This window comes from Actinomadura sp. WMMA1423, assembly GCF_006547145.1.
Taxonomy (GTDB): Bacteria; Actinomycetota; Actinomycetes; order Streptosporangiales; family Streptosporangiaceae; genus Spirillospora.
Window position 1 is genome coordinate 1,006,085 of record NZ_CP041244.1, and the last position, 23,374, is coordinate 1,029,458.

The 23,374-nt window shown below is 72.3% G+C and carries 21 protein-coding genes; 3 read left to right on the forward strand and 18 right to left on the reverse strand.

Annotation, left to right across the window (positions count from 1 at the left end; genetic code table 11):
• Nucleotide 1: 1 nt before the first annotated feature.
• Both hisS and aspS read left to right on the forward strand, forming a co-directional pair.
• The gene (gene hisS, locus FKD65_RS05025; RefSeq protein ID WP_141576371.1) at nucleotides 2-1,282 is read left to right on the forward strand and encodes a histidine--tRNA ligase; all 1,281 of its coding nucleotides are present in this window, start codon (nucleotides 2-4) and stop codon (nucleotides 1,280-1,282) included.
• Nucleotides 1,279-3,039, forward strand: a complete 1,761-nt coding sequence (gene aspS / locus FKD65_RS05030; RefSeq protein ID WP_141576372.1) for an aspartate--tRNA ligase — start codon at nucleotides 1,279-1,281, stop codon at nucleotides 3,037-3,039. Before hisS ends, aspS begins: the two co-directional genes overlap by 4 nt.
• Nucleotides 3,040-3,092: 53 nt before the next feature.
• On the opposite strand, the gene FKD65_RS05035 is transcribed toward aspS, so the two are convergent.
• From FKD65_RS05035 to pdxS, 13 genes are all read right to left on the reverse strand, one after another.
• Nucleotides 3,093-5,267 (reverse strand): bifunctional (p)ppGpp synthetase/guanosine-3',5'-bis(diphosphate) 3'-pyrophosphohydrolase, encoded by a 2,175-nt coding sequence (locus tag FKD65_RS05035; RefSeq protein WP_240810289.1) that lies wholly within the window; start codon nucleotides 5,265-5,267, stop codon nucleotides 3,093-3,095.
• 407 nt (nucleotides 5,268-5,674) lie between these two features.
• The gene (locus tag FKD65_RS05040; RefSeq protein ID WP_141576374.1) at nucleotides 5,675-6,199 is read right to left on the reverse strand and encodes an adenine phosphoribosyltransferase; all 525 of its coding nucleotides are present in this window, start codon (nucleotides 6,197-6,199) and stop codon (nucleotides 5,675-5,677) included.
• A gap of 17 nt (nucleotides 6,200-6,216) precedes the next feature.
• Nucleotides 6,217-7,392, reverse strand: coding sequence for a protein translocase subunit SecF (gene secF, locus FKD65_RS05045; RefSeq protein WP_141576375.1), 1,176 nt, complete (start codon nucleotides 7,390-7,392; stop codon nucleotides 6,217-6,219).
• Between the two features lie 2 nt (nucleotides 7,393-7,394).
• Nucleotides 7,395-9,191: a protein translocase subunit SecD gene (gene secD / locus FKD65_RS05050; RefSeq protein WP_368367217.1), complete on the reverse strand. Its 1,797-nt coding sequence runs from the start codon at nucleotides 9,189-9,191 to the stop codon at nucleotides 7,395-7,397.
• Nucleotides 9,192-9,232: 41 nt separating this feature from the next.
• Complete coding sequence (gene yajC / locus FKD65_RS05055; RefSeq protein ID WP_240809970.1) at nucleotides 9,233-9,733, reverse strand: preprotein translocase subunit YajC; 501 nt, start codon at nucleotides 9,731-9,733, stop codon at nucleotides 9,233-9,235.
• Nucleotides 9,734-9,911: 178 nt separating this feature from the next.
• On the reverse strand, nucleotides 9,912-10,985 hold the full coding sequence (gene ruvB / locus FKD65_RS05060) for a Holliday junction branch migration DNA helicase RuvB (RefSeq protein WP_141586385.1): 1,074 nt from the start codon (nucleotides 10,983-10,985) through the stop codon (nucleotides 9,912-9,914).
• A gap of 88 nt (nucleotides 10,986-11,073) precedes the next feature.
• The gene (gene ruvA / locus FKD65_RS05065; protein WP_141576376.1) at nucleotides 11,074-11,685 is read right to left on the reverse strand and encodes a Holliday junction branch migration protein RuvA; all 612 of its coding nucleotides are present in this window, start codon (nucleotides 11,683-11,685) and stop codon (nucleotides 11,074-11,076) included.
• Entirely contained in the window at nucleotides 11,682-12,257 is a 576-nt protein-coding gene (gene ruvC, locus FKD65_RS05070) for a crossover junction endodeoxyribonuclease RuvC (protein ID WP_141576377.1), read from the reverse strand. Before ruvC ends, ruvA begins: the two co-directional genes overlap by 4 nt.
• Nucleotides 12,258-12,312: 55 nt before the next feature.
• Nucleotides 12,313-13,464 (reverse strand): enhanced intracellular survival protein Eis, encoded by a 1,152-nt coding sequence (locus FKD65_RS05075; RefSeq protein WP_141576378.1) that lies wholly within the window; start codon nucleotides 13,462-13,464, stop codon nucleotides 12,313-12,315.
• 82 nt (nucleotides 13,465-13,546) lie between these two features.
• Nucleotides 13,547-14,302: a YebC/PmpR family DNA-binding transcriptional regulator gene (locus FKD65_RS05080; protein ID WP_141576379.1), complete on the reverse strand. Its 756-nt coding sequence runs from the start codon at nucleotides 14,300-14,302 to the stop codon at nucleotides 13,547-13,549.
• Between the two features lie 3 nt (nucleotides 14,303-14,305).
• The gene (gene pdxT, locus FKD65_RS05085; RefSeq protein WP_141576380.1) at nucleotides 14,306-14,923 is read right to left on the reverse strand and encodes a pyridoxal 5'-phosphate synthase glutaminase subunit PdxT; all 618 of its coding nucleotides are present in this window, start codon (nucleotides 14,921-14,923) and stop codon (nucleotides 14,306-14,308) included.
• Between the two features lie 290 nt (nucleotides 14,924-15,213).
• Entirely contained in the window at nucleotides 15,214-15,828 is a 615-nt protein-coding gene (locus tag FKD65_RS05090) for a hypothetical protein (protein ID WP_141576381.1), read from the reverse strand.
• A gap of 138 nt (nucleotides 15,829-15,966) precedes the next feature.
• On the reverse strand, nucleotides 15,967-16,890 hold the full coding sequence (pdxS, locus tag FKD65_RS05095) for a pyridoxal 5'-phosphate synthase lyase subunit PdxS (RefSeq protein ID WP_141576382.1): 924 nt from the start codon (nucleotides 16,888-16,890) through the stop codon (nucleotides 15,967-15,969).
• Between the two features lie 229 nt (nucleotides 16,891-17,119).
• Here pdxS and FKD65_RS05100 point away from each other — a divergent pair, with 229 nt between their 5' ends.
• Complete coding sequence (locus FKD65_RS05100; protein ID WP_141576383.1) at nucleotides 17,120-18,700, forward strand: IS1182 family transposase; 1,581 nt, start codon at nucleotides 17,120-17,122, stop codon at nucleotides 18,698-18,700.
• Nucleotides 18,701-18,760: 60 nt separating this feature from the next.
• On the opposite strand, the gene FKD65_RS05105 is transcribed toward FKD65_RS05100, so the two are convergent.
• The 5 genes from FKD65_RS05105 to pgsA all read right to left on the reverse strand — a co-directional run bounded on the left by FKD65_RS05105 (nucleotide 18,761) and on the right by pgsA (nucleotide 23,240).
• On the reverse strand, nucleotides 18,761-19,795 hold the full coding sequence (locus FKD65_RS05105) for a DUF3048 domain-containing protein (protein WP_141576384.1): 1,035 nt from the start codon (nucleotides 19,793-19,795) through the stop codon (nucleotides 18,761-18,763).
• Between the two features lie 137 nt (nucleotides 19,796-19,932).
• Nucleotides 19,933-20,472 (reverse strand): LemA family protein, encoded by a 540-nt coding sequence (locus tag FKD65_RS05110; protein ID WP_141576385.1) that lies wholly within the window; start codon nucleotides 20,470-20,472, stop codon nucleotides 19,933-19,935.
• Between the two features lie 8 nt (nucleotides 20,473-20,480).
• Nucleotides 20,481-21,641 carry a glycosyltransferase family 4 protein gene (locus FKD65_RS05115; RefSeq protein WP_141576386.1) on the reverse strand — a complete coding sequence of 387 codons (1,161 nt, stop codon included), beginning with the start codon at nucleotides 21,639-21,641 and terminating at the stop codon, nucleotides 20,481-20,483.
• Nucleotides 21,642-21,651: 10 nt separating this feature from the next.
• A complete protein-coding gene (locus tag FKD65_RS05120; RefSeq protein ID WP_141576387.1) occupies nucleotides 21,652-22,581 on the reverse strand; it encodes a phosphatidylinositol mannoside acyltransferase in 930 nt (309 codons plus the stop codon).
• On the reverse strand, nucleotides 22,578-23,240 hold the full coding sequence (gene pgsA, locus FKD65_RS05125; protein ID WP_141586387.1) for a phosphatidylinositol phosphate synthase: 663 nt from the start codon (nucleotides 23,238-23,240) through the stop codon (nucleotides 22,578-22,580). Before pgsA ends, FKD65_RS05120 begins: the two co-directional genes overlap by 4 nt.
• Nucleotides 23,241-23,374 lie beyond the last annotated feature (134 nt).

Sequence of the window (23,374 nt, forward strand, 5' to 3'; positions counted from 1 at the left end):
CATGAGTTCGAGCTTCCGGGCCCCCAAGGGGGTCAGCGAATACGTGCCGCCGCGGGCGGACCTCTTCTACGCCATCCGGGAGGCGTTCGCCGAGCAGGCGAGGCTGGCCGGCTACGGCTACCTGGAACTGCCCGTGTTCGAGGACACGAACCTGTTCCGGCGCGGCGTCGGCGAGTCCACCGACGTGGTCTCCAAGGAGATGTACACCTTCGAGGACAGGGGCGGCCGTTCGCTGACGCTGCGCCCCGAGTTCACCGCGTCGGTGCTGCGCTCCGTCCTGGAGAACAACCTGCACAAGGGCCCGCTGCCGGTGAAGGTGTGGACGACCGGGGCCGCGTTCCGCGCCGAGCGCCCCCAGCAGGGCCGCTACCGGCAGTTCTACCAGCTCGACCTGGAGGCGATCGGCAGCGAGGACCCGCAGGTCGACGCCGAGACCATCGCGATCGCGTGGGACTGGTACCGCTCCCTGGGCCTGACCCGGGTGCGGCTGCTGCTGAACTCGCTCGGCTGCAAGGAGTGCCGCCCCGCCTACCGGGCCCTCCTGCAGGACTTCCTGCGCGGCCTGGACCTGGACGAGGACACCCGCGCCCGCGTCGAGATCAACCCGCTGCGGGTGCTGGACGACAAGCGCCCCAAGGTCCGCGAGCAGCTCACGGGCGCCCCGCTCATGGCCGACCACCTGTGCCCTGCGTGCAAGGCGCACCACGACCGCGTCCGGGAACTGCTCGCCGACCTCGGCATCGCGTGGGAGGACACCCCCACCCTCGTCCGCGGCCTCGACTACTACACCCGCACCACCTACGAGTTCGACCACCCGCTGCTCGGCGCCCAGTCCGGCATCGGCGGCGGCGGCCGCTACGACGGGCTGTCGGAGGACATCGGCGGCCCGCCCCTGCCCGGCATCGGGTTCGGCCTCGGCCTGGACCGCACGATCCTCGCGCTGGAGGCCGAGTCGTCGGACGGGCAGGGCCCCGCGTTCGCCGCGAAGCCCCGCTGCGAGGCGTTCGGGGTGGCGCTCGGCGACACCGCCGAGCGGCGCATGTTCGCCCTCGTCGCCGAACTGCGCCGCGCCGGGATCGCCGCCGACATGGCGTTCGGCGGCAAGAGGCTGAAGGGCGCCATGAAGGACGCGGACCGCTCGGGCGCCCGGTACGCCGTGATCCTCGGGGAGCGAGATATCGCGGACGGCGTCGCCCAGGTCAAGGACATGGCCGAGGGCGAGCAGACCGCCGTCCCGCTGACCGACCTCACCACGACGTTGAAGGAAAGGCTCTCCAGATGATCCGCACCCACGAGGCGGGCACGCTCCGCAAGGAGCACGCCGGGCAGCAGGTAACGCTGGCCGGCTGGGTCGGCCGCCGCCGCGACCACGGCGGCGTCACGTTCATCGACCTGCGCGACGCCTCCGGCACCGCGCAGGTCGTCTTCCGCGAGGAGGACACCGCGCACGACCTCCGCGCCGAGTACTGCGTCAAGGTCGTCGGCGAGGTCCGCGTGCGGCCGGAGGGCAACGAGAACCCCGAGCTGCCCACCGGCGAGGTCGAGGTCGCCGCCGCCGACATCGAGGTGCTGTCGGACGCGGCGCCGCTGCCGTTCCCCATCGAGGGCGACGTCAACGTCAACGAGGAGATCCGCCTCAAGTACCGCTACCTCGACCTGCGGCGCGAGGCCGTCGCGCGGGCGATGAGGATCCGGTCGGAGGCCTCGTTCCTGACGCACGAGGTGATGCGCGAGCACGGCTTCGTGAACGTCGAGACGCCCACCCTCACCCGGTCCACGCCGGAGGGCGCGCGCGACTTCCTCGTCCCCGTCCGGCTCCAGCCGGGCCACTGGTACGCGCTCCCGCAGTCGCCGCAGCTGTTCAAGCAGCTCCTCATGGTCGGCGGCCTCGAGCGCTACTACCAGATCGCCCGCTGCTACCGCGACGAGGACTTCCGCGCCGACCGGCAGCCCGAGTTCACCCAGATCGACATCGAGATGTCCTTCGCCGAGCAGGACGACGTCCTCAGGGTCGGCGAGGACCTCGTGGCCCGCCTGTGGAAGGAGATCGCCGGGTACGAGATCCCCCGCCCGATCCCCCACATCACCTACGCCGACGCGATGGCCCGCTACGGCTCCGACAAGCCGGACCTGCGGTTCGGCAACGAGCTGACCGACATGACCGAGTACTTCGCCGGCACGTCGTTCCGCGTGTTCCAGGCCCCGTACGTCGGCGCCGTCGTCATGCCGGGCGGCGCGTCCCAGACCCGCAAGGAGCTGGACGGCTGGCAGGACTGGGCGAAGGCGCGCGGAGCGCGCGGCCTCGCCTACGTGCTCGTCCAGGAGGACGGCACCCTCGGCGGCCCGGTCGCCAAGAACCTCTCCGACGCCGAGAAGGAGGGCCTCGCCGCCAGGACCGGCGCCTCCCCCGGCGACGCGGTCTTCTTCGGGGCCGGCAAGCGGCACTCCACCCAGGAGCTCCTCGGCGCCGCGCGCCTGGAGATCGGCCGCCGCCGCGGCCTGATCGACGAGTCCGCCTGGGAGTTCGTCTGGGTCGTGGACGCGCCGATCTTCGAACCGGTCGAGGACGACAAGGGCGAGCAGATCGGCTGGACGTCGGTGCACCACCCGTTCACCGCACCCAAGCCCGAGTTCGCCGACACCTTCCACGAGGACCCGGGCCCCGCCCTGGCCGACGCCTACGACCTCGTCCTCAACGGCAACGAGATCGGCGGCGGCTCCATCCGTATCCACCGCGCCGAGATGCAGCAGCGCGTCTTCGACGTGCTGGGCCTGTCCAAGCAGGAGGCGGAGTCCAAGTTCGGCTTCCTGCTGGAGGCGTTCAAGTTCGGGCCTCCCCCGCACGGCGGCATCGCGTTCGGCTGGGACCGGGTGGTCATGCTCCTCGCCCGCCAGGACTCCATCCGCGACGTGATCGCCTTCCCGAAGGCCGCGTCCGGCTACGACCCCCTGACCGCCGCGCCGACCCCCATCACCCCGGAGCAGCGCGCGGAGGCCGGCGTCGACTTCGTCCCCGAGGACGAGCCCTCCGACGACTGACCCGCACGCGAAAGGGCGGCCGCGCGCGCGGCCGCCCTTTCGCGTGCGTGCTCCTACTTGGTGGCGCCGCTGGTCACCCGGTAGACGTCGTAGACGCCGTCGATGGAGCGGACGGCCTTCAGGACGTGCCCGAGGTGCTTCGGGTCGCCCATCTCGAAGGTGAAGCGGCTGACGGCGACGCGGTCGCGGGTCGTGGTGACCGACGCCGACAGGATGTTGACGTGCTGGTCGGACAGGACGCGCGTCACGTCCGACAGCAGGCGCGGACGGTCGAGCGCCTCCACCTGGATCGCGACGAGGAACACCGAGTCCTCGCCCGGGGACCACTTGACGTCGATCAGGCGGTCCGGCTGCGACTTCAGGCTCTCGACGTTGGCGCAGTCGGCGCGGTGGACCGAGACGCCGTGGCCGCGGGTCACGAAGCCGACGATGTCGTCGCCGGGCACCGGGGTGCAGCAGCGCGACAGCCGGACCCACACGTCCGGGTCGTCGGCGACGACGACGCCCGGGTCGCCGGCGGGGCGGGTGCGCTTGCGCCGGGTCGGCAGCGCGATCTCGGCGAGGTCCTCCTCGGCGCTCTCGACGCCGCCGAGCGCGTCGACCAGGCGCTGGACGACGTGCTGCGCGGAGACCTGGCTCTCGCCGACGGCCGCGTACAGCGACGACACGTCCGGGTAGCGCATGTCGCGGGCGAGGGCGAGCAGGGCCTCGCCCGACATCATCCGCTGGAGCGGCATGTTCTGCTTGCGCATCGCGCGGGCGATGGCGTCCTTGCCGGACTCGATCGCGGTGTCGCGCCGCTCCTTGGAGAACCAGTGCTTGATCTTGTTGCGGGCGCGGGCGCTCTTGACGAAGCCGAGCCAGTCGCGGCTCGGGCCCGCGTCGGGCGACTTGGAGGTGAAGACCTCGACGGTGTCGCCGTTGTCGAGGGTCGATTCGAGGGGGACGAGGCGGCCGTTGACGCGGGCGCCGATACATCGGTGCCCGACCTCGGTGTGGATCGCGTACGCGAAGTCGACGGGGGTCGCGCCCTGCGGCAGCGCGATCACGTCGCCCTTCGGGGTGAACACGAAGACCTCGGAGACCGACAGGTCGAAGCGGAGCGACTCCAGGAACTCGGCCGGGTCGGCGGTCTCCTTCTGCCAGTCGAGGAGCTGGCGGAGCCACTGCATGTCACCGGCCTTGCGGCCGCCGACCGTCTCCTCCTTGTACTTCCAGTGCGCGGCGACGCCGTACTCGGCGCGGCGGTGCATGCCCCAGGTGCGGATCTGCAGCTCGACGGGCTTGCCCTCCGGGCCGATCACCGTCGTGTGCAGCGACTGGTACATGTTGAACTTCGGCATCGCGATGTAGTCCTTGAACCGGCCGGGGACCGGGTTCCACCGCGCGTGGATCGAGCCGAGTGCGGCGTAGCAGTCGCGGACGCTGTCGACGAGGACCCGGATGCCGACCAGGTCGTAGATGTCGTCGAAGCTGACGTCCCGCGCGATCATCTTCTGGTAGATCGAGTAGTAGTGCTTCGGCCGGCCCGTCACGGTGGCCTTGATCCGGGCCTCGCGCAGGTCGGTGGAGACGTTCTCGATCACTTCCTGCAGGTAGACGTCGCGGCGCGGGGCGCGCTCGGACACCAGGCGGGCGATCTCGTCGAACCGCTTGGGGTACAGCGTGGCGAACGCGAGGTCCTCCAGCTCCCACTTCAGCGTGTTCATCCCGAGGCGGTGCGCGAGCGGCGCGAACACCTCCAGGGTCTCGCGGGCCTTCTTCTCCTGCTTGTGCCGCGGCATGTAGCGCAGGGTGCGCATGTTGTGCAGCCGGTCGCCGAGCTTGATCACCAGGACGCGGATGTCGCGGGACATCGCCACGACCATCTTGCGCACGGTCTCGGCCTCCGCGGCCTCCCCGTACTTGACCTTGTCGAGCTTGGTGACGCCGTCGACCAGGGCGGCGATCTCCTCGCCGAACTCGGCGCTCAGCTGGTCGAGGGTGTAGGGGGTGTCCTCGACGGTGTCGTGCAGCAGCGCCGCGCAGAGCGTCTCGGTGTTCATGCCGAGCTCGGCGAGGATCGTGGCGACCGCGAGCGGATGCGTGATGTACGGGTCGCCGCTCTTGCGCTTCTGGTGCCGGTGGTAGTGCGCGGCCACGTCGTAGGCGCGCTCGATGAGCCGGAGGTCCGCCTTCGGGTGCGTGTTGCGGACCGTCTTGATCAGAGGTTCGAGTACCGGGTTCATAGCGGGGCCGCGCTGGGCGCCCAACCTGGCGAGCCTGCGGCGCACCCGGGCGGCGGACGGCGGGATCGTGGCCGGCGTGGGCCTGGACGGGACGGCGGACCCGGACTCGTCATCGGCGTCCGGGGCGGCGGCGGGGCCTGTGGCTGGGGGGGCATCGGGTCTCGATGGCTGGGCGGGCGGGGCGGACGCGGGGGTCCGGGCGGCGGGGTCGTCGGGCTCGGGCGGCCGGACGTCGGGCGGTGGCGGCGCGCGCCGTTCCTCGGCGGCGGCGTTCACCGCGTCGGTCGATACCACCTCACCTGGCACCCAGCCTCCCTAGTCCATCCGGGCGCCGCGCCCTTGCCGCGGGGTCGCGCCCGTCCCCATCGGACCCTGATTGGCCCAGTGTATCCGGCGCCTATTTCGTACTAGACCGTAACCAGGGAATGAACGTCCAGATTCCCCAGCTTGTCGCGTCCGTGTAGGAACGACAGCTCGAGGAGGACCGACAGCCCGACGACCTCGCCGCCGCCGCGCCGGACGAGTTCGGTCGCGGCCCTGGCCGTCCCGCCGGTCGCCAGCACGTCGTCGACGATCAGCACCCGGTCGCCGGGCTCGAAGGCGTCGAGATGGATCTCGATCGTCTCGCTCCCGTACTCGAGATCATAGGTCTCCGCGTCCGTCGCCGAGGGCAGTTTCCCCTTCTTGCGCACCGGGACGAAGCCCGCGCCGAAGTGGTAGGCGACGGGCGCGGCGAGGATGAACCCGCGGGCCTCGATACCGACGATCTTGTCGACCGTGCCGCGGCCGTGGTGGTTGACCACGGCGTCCACCACGCCGGCGAACGCCACATGGTCGGCCAGCAGCGGGGTGATGTCCTTGAACATCACCCCCTGCTTGGGATAGTCGGGAATGTCGCGGATCCGCTCCCGGATCAGCTTGTCGAGGTCCACTCCGACGATCCCCCGCCCTACTTGCCGCCGCGGCGCTGCTGCCGCGACCCGCGCTTCGGCTGCTGCCGCGACCCCGTCTGCACGACCTTCCGCACGGTGACCGTGCTGCGAACGTCACTGGCGGGACGGTCGGCGCCCTCGCCCTCGGGATCGTCTTCCGGGTCGTCGTCCTGCGCCGCCGCGCTCCGGGAGGCCCCGGCGCCCGCCTTGACCTTGGCCTTGGACGCCCGCTTGGCGCTCTGCTCGCGCCGGGCGATGTTCTCCCGGAGCTGCCGGTACTTCGGCTCGCGCTCCTTGAACTGGACCAGCAGCGGCGTCGCCACGCAGATCGAGGAGTAGGTGCCGACGATCATCCCGACGAACAGGGCGAGCGACAGGTCCTTCAGCGTGCCGGCGCCGAACAGCGTCGTCCCGATGAACAGGATCGCGCCGACGGGCAGGATCGCCACCAGGGAGGTGTTCAGCGAGCGCACCAGGGTGTTGCTGAGCGCCTGGTTCGCGGCCTCGCTGTAGGTCGTCTTGGAGGTCGGCCCGAGCGGCTTGGTGACCTCCTTGATCATGTCGAACACGACGACGGCGTCGTACAGCGAGTAGCCGAGGATCGTCAGGAAGCCCAGCAGCGTCGCCGGGGTCACCTCGAACCCGGACCAGGCGTAGATGCCGGCCGTGATCACGAGGTCGTGGACGAGCGCGACCACCGCGGCCACGGCCATCCGCCACTCGAACGCCACCGACAGGTAGCCGATGATCAAGATCATGAAGACGAGCAGCGCCTGCCAGGCCTTCTTCTGGATCTCACCGCCCCACGAGGCGCCGACGACCTGGGTGCTGACCTTGTCGGCGGGGACGGTCAGCTCCTTGGCGACGCTCGTCTTGACCTCGGTGACCTCGTTCGAGGACAGGCTCTCGGTCGTGACCCGCCAGTCGCCGCCCGCCTTCTGCACGATCACCTGGTGGGCGCCGCCGTCGGTGACGGCGCCGCGCACCTGCTCGATCGAGGCACCCGGCGCCTTGAAGGTGAAGACGGAACCGCCCTTGAACTCGACGCCGAAGTTGAGCCCCTGCACCAGCAGGCCCGCGATCGACAGCGCCAGCAGCAGCCCGGAGATCGTGTACCAGATCTTCGGCCGGCCGACGATGTCGGCGCTGATCTCGCCCCGGTAGATCCGGGAGAATGCCGCACGCGTTCCCATGCTCAGGCCTCCTGGCTCGTCGTGCGGGCGGCTGCGGCGGAGGCGTCCTGCGGCTGCTTGTGCAGGCGCCTCGGGTCGAGGCCGGACATCGGATGCCCGCGGCCGAAGAAGTCGGTGCGCGCCAGCAGCGCGACCATCGGCTTGGTGAAGAAGAACACCACGACGACGTCGATGAGCGTCGTGAGGCCCATCGCGAACGCGAACCCGGCGACCCCGCCGACCGCGAGGAAGTAGAGCACCAGCGCCGCGAGGAAGGTGACCGCGTCGGCGACCAGGATGGTGCGCCGCGCACGCTTCCAGGCGTTCTCCACCGACGAGCGCAGCCGGCGCCCGGCCCGCAGCTCGTCCCTCAACCGCTCGAAGTAGACGATGAACGAGTCGGCGGTGATGCCGATGGACACGATCAGGCCGATGATGTGCGGCAGGGAGAGCCGGAAGCCCATCCCCTCACCGAGGATCACCACCGCCTCGTAGGTGATGGCCGACGCCACGACCAGGCTGGACACCGCCACCAGGCCGAGGCCCCGGTAGTAGAACAGGCAGTACAGGACCACCAGGCCGAGCCCGATCGCGCCGGCGATCAGCCCTCCGGTCAGCTGGTCGGAGCCGAGCGTGGACGACACCTCGTCGATGGAGCTCTGCTTGAACTCCAGCGGCAGCGCCCCGTACTTCAGCACGTTGGACAGGTCGGTGGCGTACCGCTGGTTGAAGCTGTCGGGCGGGCCGTCGATGCTCGCCGTTCCGCCGGTGATGGGGCCCTCGCGGATGCTGGGCGCGGACACGACCTGGCCGTCCAGGACGATCGCGACCTGCGCCTGCGGGGAGGACGGGTTCTGCTGGTAGGCCTGCGACGCCGCGGTGGTGACCGCGCCGAACTCGCGGGCGCCCTTGCCGTCGAACTTCAGCGAGACCGACCAGCTGGCCTGGCCCTGCTGGGCGTTCGGCGGCATCGGGTTCGCCGACGAGACGTTCTCGCCGAGGACCTGGACGGGGCCGAGGATGTACTTGGCGACCTGGCCCTTCTCCGCGTCCTGGTCGCAGGCGGCGACGAACTTGCGGTTCGGGTCGTTGGACCCCGGGGCCCGCCGGTTGTCGCCGTAGCAGTCGAGCGCCTCGAACTGGCTGATCACGGCCTTGTCGGTGACGCCCGGGTAGTCCTGCGCGGGCGCGCCCGGCTGCCCGGACGGCTGGCCCAGCGGCGACGACGGCGCCGGAGACGCCGAGGCGGACCCCGACGGCTTCGGCGTCGGGGCGGCCAGCGCTCCCGACACGGCCCGGCCGCGCGGGGTCGACGACGTCGACGGCGACGCGCTCCCGGACGGGGAGGCCGACGCGGACGGCGACGGGCTCCCGTTCTTGCCGCTCGTCCCCTTCGACGGGCTCGTGGACGGGGCGGGCGCCGCCCCGCTGGTCGGCCGCCCGTCGGCCGTGGCGAACACCTGGCGGAACTGCAGCTTCGCCGTCGTACCGATCAGGTTGACGACGCGGCCCTGCCCCTCACCGGGGACGTTCACCACGATGTTGTTGCTGCCCTGTTTGGCGACCTCCGCGTCGGAGACCCCGAGACCGTTGACGCGCTTCGTCATGATCTTGACGGCCTGGTTCATCTGGTCGGCCGGGGGATTCTTGCCGTTCGCGGTCTTGGCCGTGAGCGTCACGGTCGTCCCGCCGGCGAGGTCCAGGCCCAGCTTGGGCTTCGTCTGCCCCTGCCAGACCGCCAGACCGGCCATGACCACCATGATCGCGAAGAGCGCGAGGAGCGTGCGCCCGGGCTTGGGAGCATTCTTGGGCGGAGCCACTTGTCGTCGTACTTCCCGTCGTATCGTCGCCGTGAGAGGGGTCAGGCGGGCTTGTCGCCCGCCTCGACCTTCGCCTTCCCCTTCGGCTTGGACTCGGGCTCGCCGTCCTCTGTCGCGGCCTCGGCCTCGCCGTCCTTGGACAGGTCGACCTCGGAGCCGTCCTTGGACAGGTCGACGCGGTCGCCGTCCTCGTCCTCGGCGTCCTCGACGTCCTCGTCATGCTCGTCGTCGAGCTCCTCGGGCTCGTCGTCCTTGAGGACCTGCATGATCGCCTGCTTGACGAACCGCACCTCGACGCCGTCGGCGATCTCCAGCACGACACCGTCGTCGTCCACCGACACGACGGTCGCGCGGATACCGCTGGTCGTCAGGACGCGGGCGCCCGGTTCCATGGCGTTCTGCATCTGCGTCTGCTCTTTGCGGCGCCTGCTCTGGGGCCGGATGAGCAGGAAGTAGAAGACCAGTGGCACGGCGAGGAGCAGGAGCAGGTTGAAGGCACCGCTACCGCCGTTGTTCGCCGCGAGAATCATGTCGCTGCCCATTACTGGGGCATCCTTCCGATGTCGATTGCCCAGCCTGTGACCAGACCGGTCACGTGCAAAGGGACCGCCGGCTGGAGACGGTGAACCAAGTCCCGGAGTCTAGAGAGTACGCCAGACCCCGGCAACGAGGCGACGATCGGCGTCGCCTGGAAGTTCCCAACCCGTTATCAGATGATCACTATTCCGCTCCGCCGGCGTCCCTGTCCAGGTCGAACAGGGTGCCCGCCATCGGCGCGGTCGGCGGCTGGGCGAGCCCCAGGTGCGCCCACGCGGCGGCCGTGGCCACCCTTCCGCGGGGCGTCCTGGCGAGCAGGCCCTGCCGGACGAGGAACGGCTCCGCGACGACCTCGACGGTCTCGGGCTCCTCCCCCACCGACACGGCCAGCGTCGACAGGCCCACCGGTCCGCCGCCGAACTTGCGCATCAGCGACTCCAGGACGGCACGGTCCAGCCGGTCGAGGCCCCGTTCGTCCACCTCGTACAACGCGAGGGCGGCGCGGGCCGATTCCCGGGTGACCACGCCGTCGGCGCGGACCTCGGCGTAGTCGCGTACGCGGCGCAGCAGCCGGTTGGCGATGCGGGGCGTGCCGCGCGAGCGGCCGGCGACCTCGGCGGCCGCGTCGTCGGAGATCTCCACGTCCAGCAGGCGGGCCGACCGGCGGACGATGACCTCCAGCTCGGCGGGCTCGTAGAAGTCCATGTGCGCGACGAAGCCGAACCGGTCGCGCAGCGGGCCGGGCAGCATGCCCGCCCGCGTGGTGGCGCCCACGAGCGTGAAGGGGGCGATGTCCAGGGGGATCGCCGTCGCGCCCGGGCCCTTGCCCACGACCACGTCGACGCGGAAGTCCTCCATCGCCATGTAGAGCATCTCCTCGGCCGGCCGCGCCAGCCGGTGGATCTCGTCGAGGAACAGCACCTCGCCCTCGGCGAGCGTGGACAGCACGGCCGCGAGGTCGCCCGCCCGCTCGATCGCGGGCCCCGAGGAGATCCGCAGCGGCTGCCCGAGCTCCGCCGCGATGATCATGGCGAGGGTGGTCTTGCCGAGGCCGGGCCCGCCGGACAGCAGCACGTGGTCGGGGGTCCGGCCGCGCCCCAGCGCTCCGTGCAGCACCAGCGAGAGCTGCTCCCGGACCCGCTCCTGCCCGACGAAGTCGGCCAGCTTCTTCGGCCGCAGCGCGGCCTCGATCTGCTGCTCGTCGACCCCGCCCGCCTCCGCGGACACCAGCCGCTCACCCTCGTCGGCCCCGCTCATCCCGGTTCCCCGCACCTCCCTCGATCCACTGCCGCTCATGCCCGTTCCTCGCGGGGGCGACCCGCCACAAGCCCCGCCTCGCCGCCGCTCATTGCTGGTTGCTGAGCTTCTTGAGAGCCGACCTCAGCAGCGCCGCGACCGGGGGCGTCTCGCCGCCGTCGAGGTCTGCGGCCACGGCGTCGACGGCGGCGTCGGCGTCCCTGGCCGACCAGCCGAGGTTGACCAGGCCCATCTGGACCTGCTCGCGCCACGGCTCGGCCCGGGCGGGCGACCGCAGGTCGCCGCCGTCGTCGCCCACCGGGCCGCCGAGGCGGTCCCGCAGCTCCAGGACGATGCGCTGGGCGCCCTTCTTGCCGATTCCGGGCACCTTGGTGAGCGCGGTCACGTCCTCGGTGGACACGGCGCGGCGCAGCGCGTTCGGCGAGTGGACCGCCAGCATCGCCAGGGCGAGGCGCGGCCCGACGCCGCTGGCGGTCTGGAGCAGCTCGAAGACGGCGCGCTCGTCCTCGTCGGCGAAGCCGAACAGGGTGAGCGAGTCCTCGCGGACGACGAGGGAGGTCGGCACGTGCGCCTGCTCCCCGACCCGCAGGCCGGCCAGCGTGGCCGGGGTGCACTGCACCGAGAGGCCGACACCGTGCACGTCGACCACCGCCCCGTCGGGGCCCGCGGCGGCCACCCGGCCGCTGACGAAGGCGATCACTGGACGCTTCCTCCTCTGCTCCGGGCCGCGAGACGCTCCCGCTCGGCCCTGGCCGCCTCCTCGATCCGCGACCGCTGCGCGTGCGCGAGCCGCCGGTGCGCTCCCCCTCGCCACACGTGGCAGATGGCAAGGGCGAGCGCGTCCGCGGCGTCCGCGGGCCTGGGCGCCGTCTCCAGGGACAGCAGCCGGGTCACCATCCTCGTCACCTGCGCCTTGTCGGCCCGGCCGTTGCCGGTGACGGCGGCCTTGGCCTCGCTGGGAGTGTGCAGGGCGACGGGCAGGCCGCGCCGGGCGGCCAGCAGCATGGCGATGCCCGCGGCCTGTGCCGTCCCCATGACGGTCCGGACGTTGTGCTGGGAGAACACGCGCTCGACGGCGACGGCCTCGGGGCGCAGCTCGTCCATGAGGGCCGCGATGCCCGTCTCGATGCCCAGCAGGCGGCGGGCGTGGTCCTCGTCGGGGGCGGTCCGCACGACCGACACGTGCACCAGGTGCAGCCGCTTGCCGGGGGCGCCCTCGACGACCCCGACCCCGCACCGGGTGAGCCCGGGGTCCACCCCCATCACCCGCACGGCCGCTCCTTCGATCACCTGTTCGGCCGCCAACGCTACCAATCCGCGTCGCCGGTCAGAAGTAGTCCAGCGAGAACGGCGTGGCCGCGAACGCGGCGCCGAGCGCCTCCGCGTCCCCGCCGTGGAGCATGCCGGCGCGGCGGAGCGTGGGCACCGGGATCCCGGCGTAGAGGGCCGAAAGGCCGCGCGGGCCGAGGCGCACGGCGCCCTCCCCGGCGGCGGAGCGCTCCAGCCGCCCCTCCCCGTCCTTGATCTCCAGCCGCCAGTGCCCGGAGTTCGCCGGCCGCTGCGGGTCGTCGATCTCCAGCGGGACGGCGGCGGCGACCCCGGCCGGGAAGCCGCGCGCCGCGACCGCCGCGGGCGCGTCGACGACCCGCAGCATCCACTGGGAGCGGTCGACGGCCTCGTGCTCGCGCTCGCGCGGCAGCCACAGCACCGGGTCCATCGGCGACACGCAGGCCCGCACCGACTCGGCCGTGGACGAGCCGGAGCCGACGATGGCCCACAGCGCCCTCAGCGTCCGCTCGGAGGCCGCGACGAGCCGGAGGACCTCCAGCCCGGCGTTGCCGTCCGCCCAGCGGTAGGAGAGGAACCCGTCCTCGGCCAGGTAGTGGTAGACGTCCGGGGCGTCCAGGTGCTCGCGCCATCGCGCCTCGGGCCAGCCCACCGGGCCGCAGTCTCGCGCGGCCCGGTGCGCGCGGCCGATCACGGCGGCCACCTCGGCGGCGTCGCCGGGCCCCGCCCTGCGGACCGGCACCCGCTCGGCCGCGATCGTGCGCAGGGCCTCGGTGGACAGGTCGACGTGGTGCCAGCCGCCCGCGTGCTCCCAGCCGAGCGACCGGTAGAGCCGCGTCGTGGCGGGGTAGAGCATGGCGAGCGGATGGCCGAGCTCGGCGCACCGCTCCAGCAGGTCGGTCATCAGGCGACGGCCGAGCCCGCGCCCGCGCTCCTCGGGCGCCACCGTGACCGCGCTGACGCCCGCCGCGGGAACCGCCCGCCCGTGCCACCACTGCACCAGGTCGAGCAGGGCCCCCGTGGCGACGACCTCGCGGCCGTCGAAGGCCGCGAACTGGCGCCCGGCCTCGGCCGCCTGCCGGACGAGCCGGGACCGCCGCGCCCACACCGCGTCGGGAAGGGGACCGAACGCGCGGGCGCGGATGTCGCGGACGGCGTCCACCTCGTCGGGTGCGAGAGCGCGTATCTCCATGATCCAGACCGTATGCGAAGGCTCGGACGGCGACGCCGCCGCACCCGGGCGGGCGGCGGCGGCGTTCGCGGGGGGCGGCGGGTCAGGCGTCGATGGAGGCCATGACCTCGTCGCTGACGTCGAAGTTGGCGTAGACGTCCTGGACGTCGTCGGAGTCCTCCAGAGCGTCGAGGAGCCGGAACACCTTCTTGGCGTTGTCCTCGTCGAGCGGGACGGTGACGCTCGGCAGGAACTTGCTCTCCGCCGACTCGTAGTCGATGCCGGCCTCCACCAGGGCGGTGCGCACCGCGACCAGGTCGCCGGCCTCGCTCACGACCTCGAAGTTCTCCTCGTCGAGGTCGTTGACCTCCTCGGCCCCGGCGTCCAGGACGGCCATCATCACGTCGTCCTCGCTGGTGCCCGCCTTGGGGACGATCACGACGCCCTTGCGGTTGAACATGTAGGAGACCGAGCCCGGGTCGGCGAGGGAGCCCCCGTTGCGGGTCAGGGCGACGCGGACCTCCGAGGCGGCCCGGTTGCGGTTGTCGGTCAGGCACTCGATGAGCACGGCGACACCGCCGGGGGCGTAGCCCTCATAGGTGATGTTCTGCCAGTCGGCGCCCCCGGCCTCCTCACCGGCGCCCCGCTTGCGGGCGCGCTCGATGTTGTCGTTCGGGACCGAGTTCTTCTTCGCCTTGTAGATGGCGTCGTAGAGGGTGGGGTTGGCGTCGGGGTCGCCGCCGCCGGTGCGGGCCGCCACCTCGATGTTCTTGATCAGCTTGGCGAAGAGCTTGCCGCGCTTGGCGTCGAGGGCCGCCTTCTTGTGCTTGGTCGTCGCCCACTTGGAATGGCCGGACATCTGTCAATCCTCCTCTGTCGTCCGGCGCACCAGATCGGCGAAGTAGTGGTGCACGCGGAAATCGCCCGTCAACTCCGGATGGAACGCGGTCGCCATGAGGCGCCCCTGGCGGACGGCGACGATCCTACCGGCGTTCGGGCCGCTCTCCGCGCGTCCGAGGACCTCGACGGCGTCGCCGACGGACTCCACCCAGGGCGCGCGGATGAAAACGGCGTGGTACGGCGTGTCACCCATACCGGTCAGCGGGACGGCGGACTCGAACGAGTCGACCTGCCGGCCGAACGCGTTGCGCCGCACGGTCATGTCGATCCCGCCCACGGTCTCCTGGCCCGCGACGCCGCCGCGGATCCGGTCGGCCAGCATGATCATGCCGGCGCAGGAGCCGTAGGCGGGCATGCCCGCCTCGATCCGCTTGCGCAGCGGTTCGAGCAGTTCGAACGAGCGCGCCAGCCGCCACATGGTGGTGGACTCCCCGCCGGGCAGGACGAGCCCGTCGACCCGTTCCAGCTCGTCGGGGCGGCGCACCGTCAGGGCGCGCGCCCCGGCCGCCTCCAGGGCGCGCGCGTGCTCGCGCACGTCGCCCTGCAGGGCGAGGACACCGATCGTGGGCACAGCAGTCACGTGGAAACCTTCCGGGGCACAGGAGTCGTCTCAACCCTAGACGTTCCTTACAACGCCGCACGACCTGGCTGATCTTCCCGCGCCCCAGGGTTCCTCCCCCGCACCGGGCGCCGGTCAGTCCCCACCGGGGAGAACCCCCGCACCCCCGAAAAGCAGGCCTGACCGACGCCCTCCGCTCCGCAGGCTCCGCTCCAGGCGTCGGACCTCGCCACTCCGGGGAGAACCCCCGCACCCCCAAAAGCAGGCCTGACCGACGCCCTCCGCTCCGCAGGCTCCGCTCCGGGCGTCGCTCAGGCGTGCCGGAAGCGGCGGACCGGGAGTTCCAGCGGCAGGAAGCCGTCCTTGCCCCGGTCGGCGATGCCGCGGCCGAACATGTACTCCTCGGCGAGGGCCAGGCCGAACTCCTCGGGGTCGAACGGGAGCGGCACGTCCGGGGCGCCCGCGTCGACGGCGCGCCAGAACGGCCGCTCGGCGGGCAGGCGCTCGCCCTGGTCGACGACCACCCCGTCCTCCGCGGTGACGAACACGTCGCGGAGCAGCTCGCCCGACTCGTACCAGCGGAACCAGCAGCCGCGGATGACGTTGTGCAGGACGAGGACGCCGCAGTGCGAGCCGGGAAGGGCCGCGGCGGCGGTGTCGGCGATGCGGCGGGCGTCGTCGTCGAGGCAGAACAGCCGCCGGTCGCACAGCAGCAGCGCCCGCTCGAAGGCGCCCACGAACAGCTCGTCGTCGTAGGGCCAGAGCGCGAAGTCCAGGACCGTGTCACCGGTCTCGGTGAGGGCGTCCGCCGGGTACAGGCGGCGCGCGATCTTCGCGGCGGCGTCCGGGTCGGGCACCATGCCGGGCCGGAACACCTCGGTGGGCTCACCCGCGCTCGCGCACGCCAGCGCGACCGACCAAGCCATGCTCTCCCCTCCCGCGGCCGGACCGCCCCAAGATCGCCTCACCGGCCGCGTCGCCAGCGTAACCCCGTCGGCGGTCGCTGTGCAGGGGGGTGACCGGGTATCCGCCCGGCCACAGGGGGCCGGGCGGACGGGCTGCCGCTACCAGCCGCGACCGGCGAACTTCTGGTCCTCGCCGAGGGAGGCGGCGTTGATGCCGACCATGGCCTCGCCGAGGCCGCGCGACACCTTGGCGATCACGTCGGGGTCGTCGTGGAAGGTGGTGGCCTTCACGATCGCCTCGGCGCGCTGGGCCGGGTTGCCGGACTTGAAGATCCCGGAGCCGACGAAGACGCCCTCGGCGCCGAGCTGCATCATCATCGCGGCGTCGGCCGGGGTGGCGATGCCGCCCGCGGTGAACAGCACGACGGGCAGCTTGCCCGCCCGCGCGACCTCCTTGACCAGCTCGTACGGGGCCTGAAGCTCCTTGGCCGCCACGAACAGCTCGTCCTCCGGCAGGGACTGCAGCCGGCGGATCTCCTGGCGGATCCTGCGCATGTGCGTCGTGGCGTTGGAGACGTCCCCGGTGCCGGCCTCGCCCTTGGAGCGGATCATCGCCGCGCCCTCGGTGATCCGGCGCAGCGCCTCGCCCAGGCTGGTGGCGCCGCAGACGAACGGGACGGTGAACGCCCACTTGTCGATGTGGTTGTCGTAGTCGGCGGGCGTCAGCACCTCGGACTCGTCGATGTAGTCGACGCCGAGGGCCTGCAGCACCTGCGCCTCGACGAAGTGGCCGATGCGGGCCTTGGCCATGACCGGGATGGAGACCGCGCCGATGATCCCGTCGATCATGTCGGGGTCGCTCATCCGGGAGATGCCGCCCTCGGCGCGGATGTCGGCGGGGACCCGCTCCAGGGCCATGACGGCGACGGCGCCGGCGTCTTCGGCGATCTTCGCCTGCTCGGGCGTGACGACGTCCATGATCACGCCGCCCTTGAGCATCTCCGCCATGCCGCGCTTGACGCGGGCGGTCCCGGTCTCGGGCGCGGCGTTGTCAGGGGCGGGAGTGGAAGTGGACACGGGCATTCCTCACGTGGACGGACGACAAGTCTTTTCCCATGATATTGGGTGCTCGTGCGCCCTCTCGACCCGGCAGAGTGTCAGCGGCCGGGGCCGGGGGCTTACGAAGTGACGGGCGGCACGGGCGCCGGCCGCTCCCGCCCGCCCGGTGTGCGCCCGCCTAGAAGACTGCTGAAGATCTTGGGGTTTTGGTCCCGCCGCGGATGCGGCGGGGCCAGTGTGTTGTGGTGTGGTGATGGGTGAGTGGGCCGGGGAGACGGTCGGTCCGGATGTGTGGGAGACGTGCCGGGAGCTGATCCCAGCGGGGAGCGTGTTCGCGTTCCTGGCCGAGCACCGTGGCGCGTTGTTCCCGGCGGTGATGTTCGCGGACATGTATCCGTCGGCGAACGGGCGGCCGTCGATGCCGCCGCAGATCCTGGCCGCGGCGATCACTTTGCAGGCCCTGCACGGGCTGTCGGATTCTGAGACGGTGCAGGAGTTGCGGTGTGACCTGCGCTGGAAGGCCGCGTGCGGGCTGGGCCTGCACGACACCGCGTTCGATGCGTCGCTGCTGGCCTACTTCCGCCGTCGGCTGGCACGCTCGGCCCGGCCCGACCGGATCTTCGAGGCCGTGCGGGAGGTGGTGCGGGCGACCGGGGTGCTCACCGGCAGGCATCGCCGTGCGCTGGACTCCACGGTGCTGGACGATGCGGTCGCCACCCAGGACACCGTCACCCAGTTGATCGCCGCCGTCCGCTCAGTGATCCGCCATGTCCCCGGGGCGGCCGAGGTGGCCGCGGCGGCGTGCACCGCCCACGACTACACCGACCCGGGCAAACCGCGCATCGCCTGGAACGACGAGCAGGCCCGCGCCGAGCTGGTGGACGCCCTGGTCACCGACGCGCTCAGGTTGCTGGGGCACCTGCCCGAGCAGGAACTGGGCGAGCGGGCCGCGAACGCGGTGGGCCTGCTGGCCCTGGTCGCCGGGCAGGACGTCGAACCGGCCGAAGGGTCCGACGGCCGCGACGGGCGCTGGCGCATCACCGACGGCACCGCCCCGGACCGGGTGATCTCGACCGTCGACCCCCAAGCCCGGCACGTCCACAAGACCCGCAGCCACCGCCAGGACGGCTTCAAAGCCCACCTGGCCGTCGAGCCCGAAACCGGCCTGTTCACCGCGGTGGCCCTGCGGCCCGGCGCCGGGGCCGCCCACCACGAGGCCCTCGTCGGCCTGGACCTGCTCGCCGGCGAGGACACCCCGGTGCAGGTGTTCGGCGACACCGCCTACTCCACCGGCCAGGCCCGCCACGCCCTCACCGCCGCCGGGCACCGGCTGTTCATCAAGCCCGCCCCGCTGCGGCCCGCCGTCCCCGGCGGCTTCACCCTCGACGACTTCGCCATCGACACCACCAACGGCACCGTGACCTGCCCCGCCGGGCACACCGCCCCCTTATCGGACCCCGGCGGACGCCACCACCAGCGCAAAGCCGTGTTCGGGAACCGGTGCACCGGATGCCCCCTGCGCGAGCGGTGCACCAACGCCAAGGCAGGCCGGATCCTGACCATCCGCCCCCACCACGACCTCCAAGCCGCCGCCCGCCGCCAATCGGCCCACGACCCGGCCTGGCAAGCCGACTACCGCCGCTGGAGACCACCGGTCGAACGCGCCGTCGCCTGGCTCGTCCACCACGGCAACCGCCGCCTCCGCCACCGCGGCACCATCAAAGCCGACGCCTGGCTCCACACCCGAGCCGCCGTCCTCAACCTCCGCCGACTCATCAACCTCGGACTCACCCGAACCAACGGCACCTGGCACCTGTCCACGGCCGAAGCATGACCACACAGGGGCTGTCCGGCCCACGGCCGGACAGCCCCTCACAAGATCTTCAGCAGTCTTCTAGGGCGTGTAGGGCTTGCCGTCGTTGACGAGCACGACCCAGACCTGGCCGGGGGCGAAGTTCATCGGCTTGCCGTCGGCGGTGGCGTAGGTGGTGCCCTTGCTCTCGGACGGGCGCGACCACTTGGCGTCGTAGGCCTTGCCGTCGCGCAGGACGACCGCGCGCCCGGTGCCGGTGGTGTGGATCAGCGGCGTGTAGCTGCCGAGGAAGTCGTGGAACTTCGAGCGGGTCGTCTTGGCGTACTGGACCACGACGGTCCTGCCGCCGAGGCGCCCGCCCTCCGCGGCGCGGTCGGGGCTGCCGCCCCAGCTGGCGAGCCACCGCTTCTGCTTGGGCGACCAGGTGAACCCCATGGTGGCGGCGGGCCACCGGGCGGTGAACGCCTTGGTGGGCTTGCCGCCGTCCGGGGCGTCCCCGAAGCGGAAGCCGATGTCGCGCGGCTTGGCGGCCTTCGGCGCCCGCTTGAGGAGGTTCTTGGGGTCGGCGTAGAGGTTGTAGGGGATGCGCCTGTCGCTGGCACGGAAGTACGCGCCGCCCGCGCTCTCCTGGGAGATGTCGTACACCGGAGCCTTGCGGATGTACTTCTTCATCTTGCTCTGGACGCCGGAGAACGCGAAGGCGGGGCGGCCGAACTGCGGCAGGATGTGCAGGTCGGAGATGCGGGCGCTGCGCACGGGCCCGACCTTCTTCGGCAGCTTGGAGGAGTAGACCGCCATCAGACGGGTCTCGCCGCCCTCCACCTGCTCGACGTAGACGATGTCGGCGGCCGAGACGCCGCTCTGCGGCAGCGCGGGCCGCGTGTTCTCGATCTTGACCGCGAGGACGGGGTTGCCGAGGCCCTTGGCGCCTCCGGTGAACGGGTGCGTCGCCGGAGCGGGGGTCCCGCTCTCCTGGGGCGCGCCCGTGCTCTTCGGCGGCGGCGCCGCCTCCGGGCCGTCCGAGCCCGAGCAGGCGGGCAGCGCGGCGCCGAGGACGAGGACACCGGCCCCCGCGGCCGCGCGCCTCCGGGCGGTGCTGTCCCAGACAGATCGCACGATCTACCCCTCCTTTGGACGATCTGCCAGAGATTAGCGAACGCGGTCCCGTGCGCTCGCCCGCCAGGTGGTACGGACGCGCGGTGCCTCCCCGATCAAATCGGATCCGGCGGCGTCCGCGGGCGGATTGGCAGCGGTCAGATCCCGGGCGGGTCGTCGTCGATCTCGAAGAAGTCCGGGAGCGGGGCGCGCCCGGCGAGCGGCAGGACCCGAATGAGCAGCTTGCGGCGCGCGATCCGGGCCTGGGACACGGCGTCGTTGTAGAAGCGGCGGGCGTAGGCGACCTTCGCGGCGGCGGACGACAGCTCCTCCAGGACCGCCCGGCCGTCGCCGCCCCGGGCGGCGAGGGCGTCGACGAAACCGGGCTGGTCGACGGCCGCGCGCAGCGCCCGCGACAGGTCGCTCTCGGCGAACTCGCGCCCGTCGGCGTCGGCGGTGCGGGCCTCGTGGGCGGCCGTGGCCAGCACGAGGCTGGTGGCGGGGTCCAGAAGCCGCGACGCGGCCAGTTCGAGCGTGGCCGCGGCCCGCCTGACGAGCGCGGCGTCGAGCGCGGCGCGGGCCGTCTCGACCCGCACGTGCAGCCGGTCGAGGCGGGTGGCGCGCCACGACACGTACACGCCGACGAGGAAGACGAGGGCGATCCAGAACAGGACGTCGATGACCCAGTCGTAGGACACGCCGCCCCCTACGCGCCGAGGCCGGACTCGACGACCCGGACGCGGCCGCCGGTGACGGTCTCGTAGACCCGCACCACGTCGCGGGCCACGGACGACCAGTCGTAGGCGCGGACGGCCGCGCGGGCCTCCGCCGACAGCTGCTTGCGGCGGGCCGCGTCGTCGAGCAGGGCTCCGGCCGCCGCCGCGAGGGCCTCGTGGTCGCCGACCGGGAACAGCGCCCCGGCCCGGCCGCCGCGCAGGACGCGGTCGAACGCCTCGATGTCGCTGGCGAGGATGGGCGCGCCCGCCGCCATGGCCTCGGCGAGGACGATGCCGAAGCTCTCGCCGCCGAGGTTCGGCGCGACGAACACGTCCACCGAGTGGTAGGCGCGGACCTTGTCCTCCTCGCTCACCAGGCCGAGCACGACGACGCGGTCGCGCAGGTCGGAGGGGACCCGGGCCAGCACCTCGGCGGCGTCGCCGGGGCCGGCGAGCAGCAGCCGCAACCCGGGCCGCAGCCGCCCGATGATCTCGAAGGCGCGCAGCAGCACCGGCAGGCCCTTGCGCGGCTCGTCCATCCGGCCGAGGAAGCCGAGCGCCCCTCCGTCGCCCCCGGGCGGCGGGCCCGCGCGGCCGCGCCAGCCGGGCAGCGGCTCCGCCATCGCGTAGCGCTCGGTCGCTACGCCGTTCGGGATCAGCACGGCGTCGCCGCCGAGGTGCTCGACGAGGGTCGTGCGGGCGGCCTCGGACACCGCGATCCGGCCGGTGATCTTCTCCAGGGCGCTCTGCAGGATCGGGGCGGTGACCGACAGCGCCCGCGACCTCTCGTAGGAGGCGTGGAACGTGCCCACGATGGGCCCGTCGGCGGCCCAGCAGGCCAGCAGCCCGAGCGAGGGCGCGGCCGGCTCGTGGACGTGCAGGACGTCGAACCCGCCGTCGCGGATCCAGCGCCGGACCCGCCCCGCCGAGAGGAAGCCGAAGGCCAGCCGCGCGACCGAGCCGTTGTAGGGGACGGGAACGGCGCGCCCGGCCGACACCACGTAGGGCGGCAGGTCGGCGTCGTCGTCGGCGGGCGTGATGACCGACACCTCGTGGCCGAGCGCGAGCAGCGCCTCGGCGAGGTCGCCGATGTGCTGCTGGACGCCGCCCGGCACGTCCCAGGTGTACGGGCAGACGAGCCCCACCTTCACCGGGCGGCCCTCATCCCCGGCCGTCCGCGAGGTCGTCCACCCAGACCTTCTGCAGCATGTGCCAGTCCTCCGGGTGGGCGGCGATGCCCTCCTCGAAGGCGCGCGCGAGCTCCTGGGTCATGGCCTGGATCTTCTCCTGTCTGCCGCCCTCGTCCGGCACGGGGATCTCATCGTGGACCCTCGCCGCCCAGTACTCGCCCTCATACCAGAGTGTCACGGGGATGAGGGCGGCGCCCGTCTGGACGGCCAGCGCGGCCGACACCGCGGGCATCCGGGCGGTGGCGCCGAAGAACCGGACGTCGATCCCGCTTTCGGTCAGGTCGCGGTCGACGACGAGGCACACCGGCCGCCCGGCGCGCAGCCGCTGCGCCAGCCTCCCGTAGGCGGAGGCGCCCTTGTGCGCGAGGACCTCCATGCCGAGGCTCTCGCGGAACTCGACGAACCGGTCGAACAGCGACGCGGGCTCGAGCCGCTCGGCGACGGTGGTGAAGGGGTGGCCGGAGTGCACCAGCCACGCGCCGGCGTGCTCGTAGTTGCCCATGTGGGGCAGCGCCAGGATGACGCCGCGGCCGGAGTCGAGGTTGGTGAAGATCTTCTTCTCGCCGGTGACCCTCATCCGGCCGAGGATCCGCGCCCGGTCGTACTCGGGCAGCCGGAAGACCTCCAGCCAGTAGCGGAAGTAGGAGCGCAGCACCTTCTTGCTGAGGATGCGGACCTCGTCGTCGACGGCGTCCTTGCCGAGGACGCGGCAGAGGTTCTTCTCCAGTTGCCGCACCCCGCCGCCGTGGCGGTGCCAGGTGCGGTCGGCGAGCGCGGCGAACACCAGGCGCGCCGCGCTCTCGGGCATCTTGCGGACGACCGTCCAGCCCAGGGCGTAGACGGCGTCGGTCACCTCGTCGCGAAGCGACGGCGCCGCCTCCTCGCGGCGGGACGTGGTCATGGACGCGGCTCCGGCGTCTTCTCGGCCCCGTTCTGCGCGCCGTTCCCGGCCCGGGGGGCCGCCCCGGGCTTCGCCTGGGCGTAGACGGTGGCGAACCGCTGCCCCACCGTGACGGTGCTGAGCACGGCGAGGGCCCACAGCGCGACGGCCAGGATGTAGGGGACGCCGAGCCCGTCGAACCCGGCGGCGACCAGGACGACGATGAGCCGCTCGGCGCGCTCGGCGATGCCGACGTTGCAGGTGTAGCCGAGCCCTTCGGCGCGCGCCTTGGCGTAGGACACCACGACCCCGGCGACCAGGCAGTACAGGGCGACCCCGGCGAGCTGCTCCTGACCTCCCCGGTAGAGCCCGATCATGAGCCCCGCGAAGATCGCGGCATCGGCGACGCGGTCCATGGTGGAGTCCAGGAACGCGCCGAACGAGGAGATCTTCCCCGTGACCCGGGCGACCGCGCCGTCGAGCATGTCGAACAGGACGAACGCGGTGATGACCATCGTCCCCCAGAAGAACTCCCCGCGCGGGAACAGCACGAGCGCTCCGGCGGCGACGCCGACCGTCCCGATGACGGTGATGGCGTTGGGCGAGACCCCGGTCCGCGCGACCGCCTGTCCGACGGGGGTGAGGACGCGCCCCAGCGCGGGCCTGATCTTGTTGAGCATCGCCGTCCGTTCTCGTGGTCGCGTGGAGTCGTCGCCGCCGGGAGTCGTCGTCACCGGGAGCGGCGCCGCCGCGGGCGACCGGCGCCCGCGCGGCGCGCCCATCGTAGTGCGGACGCCGCGGGCGCGCGGCCGGG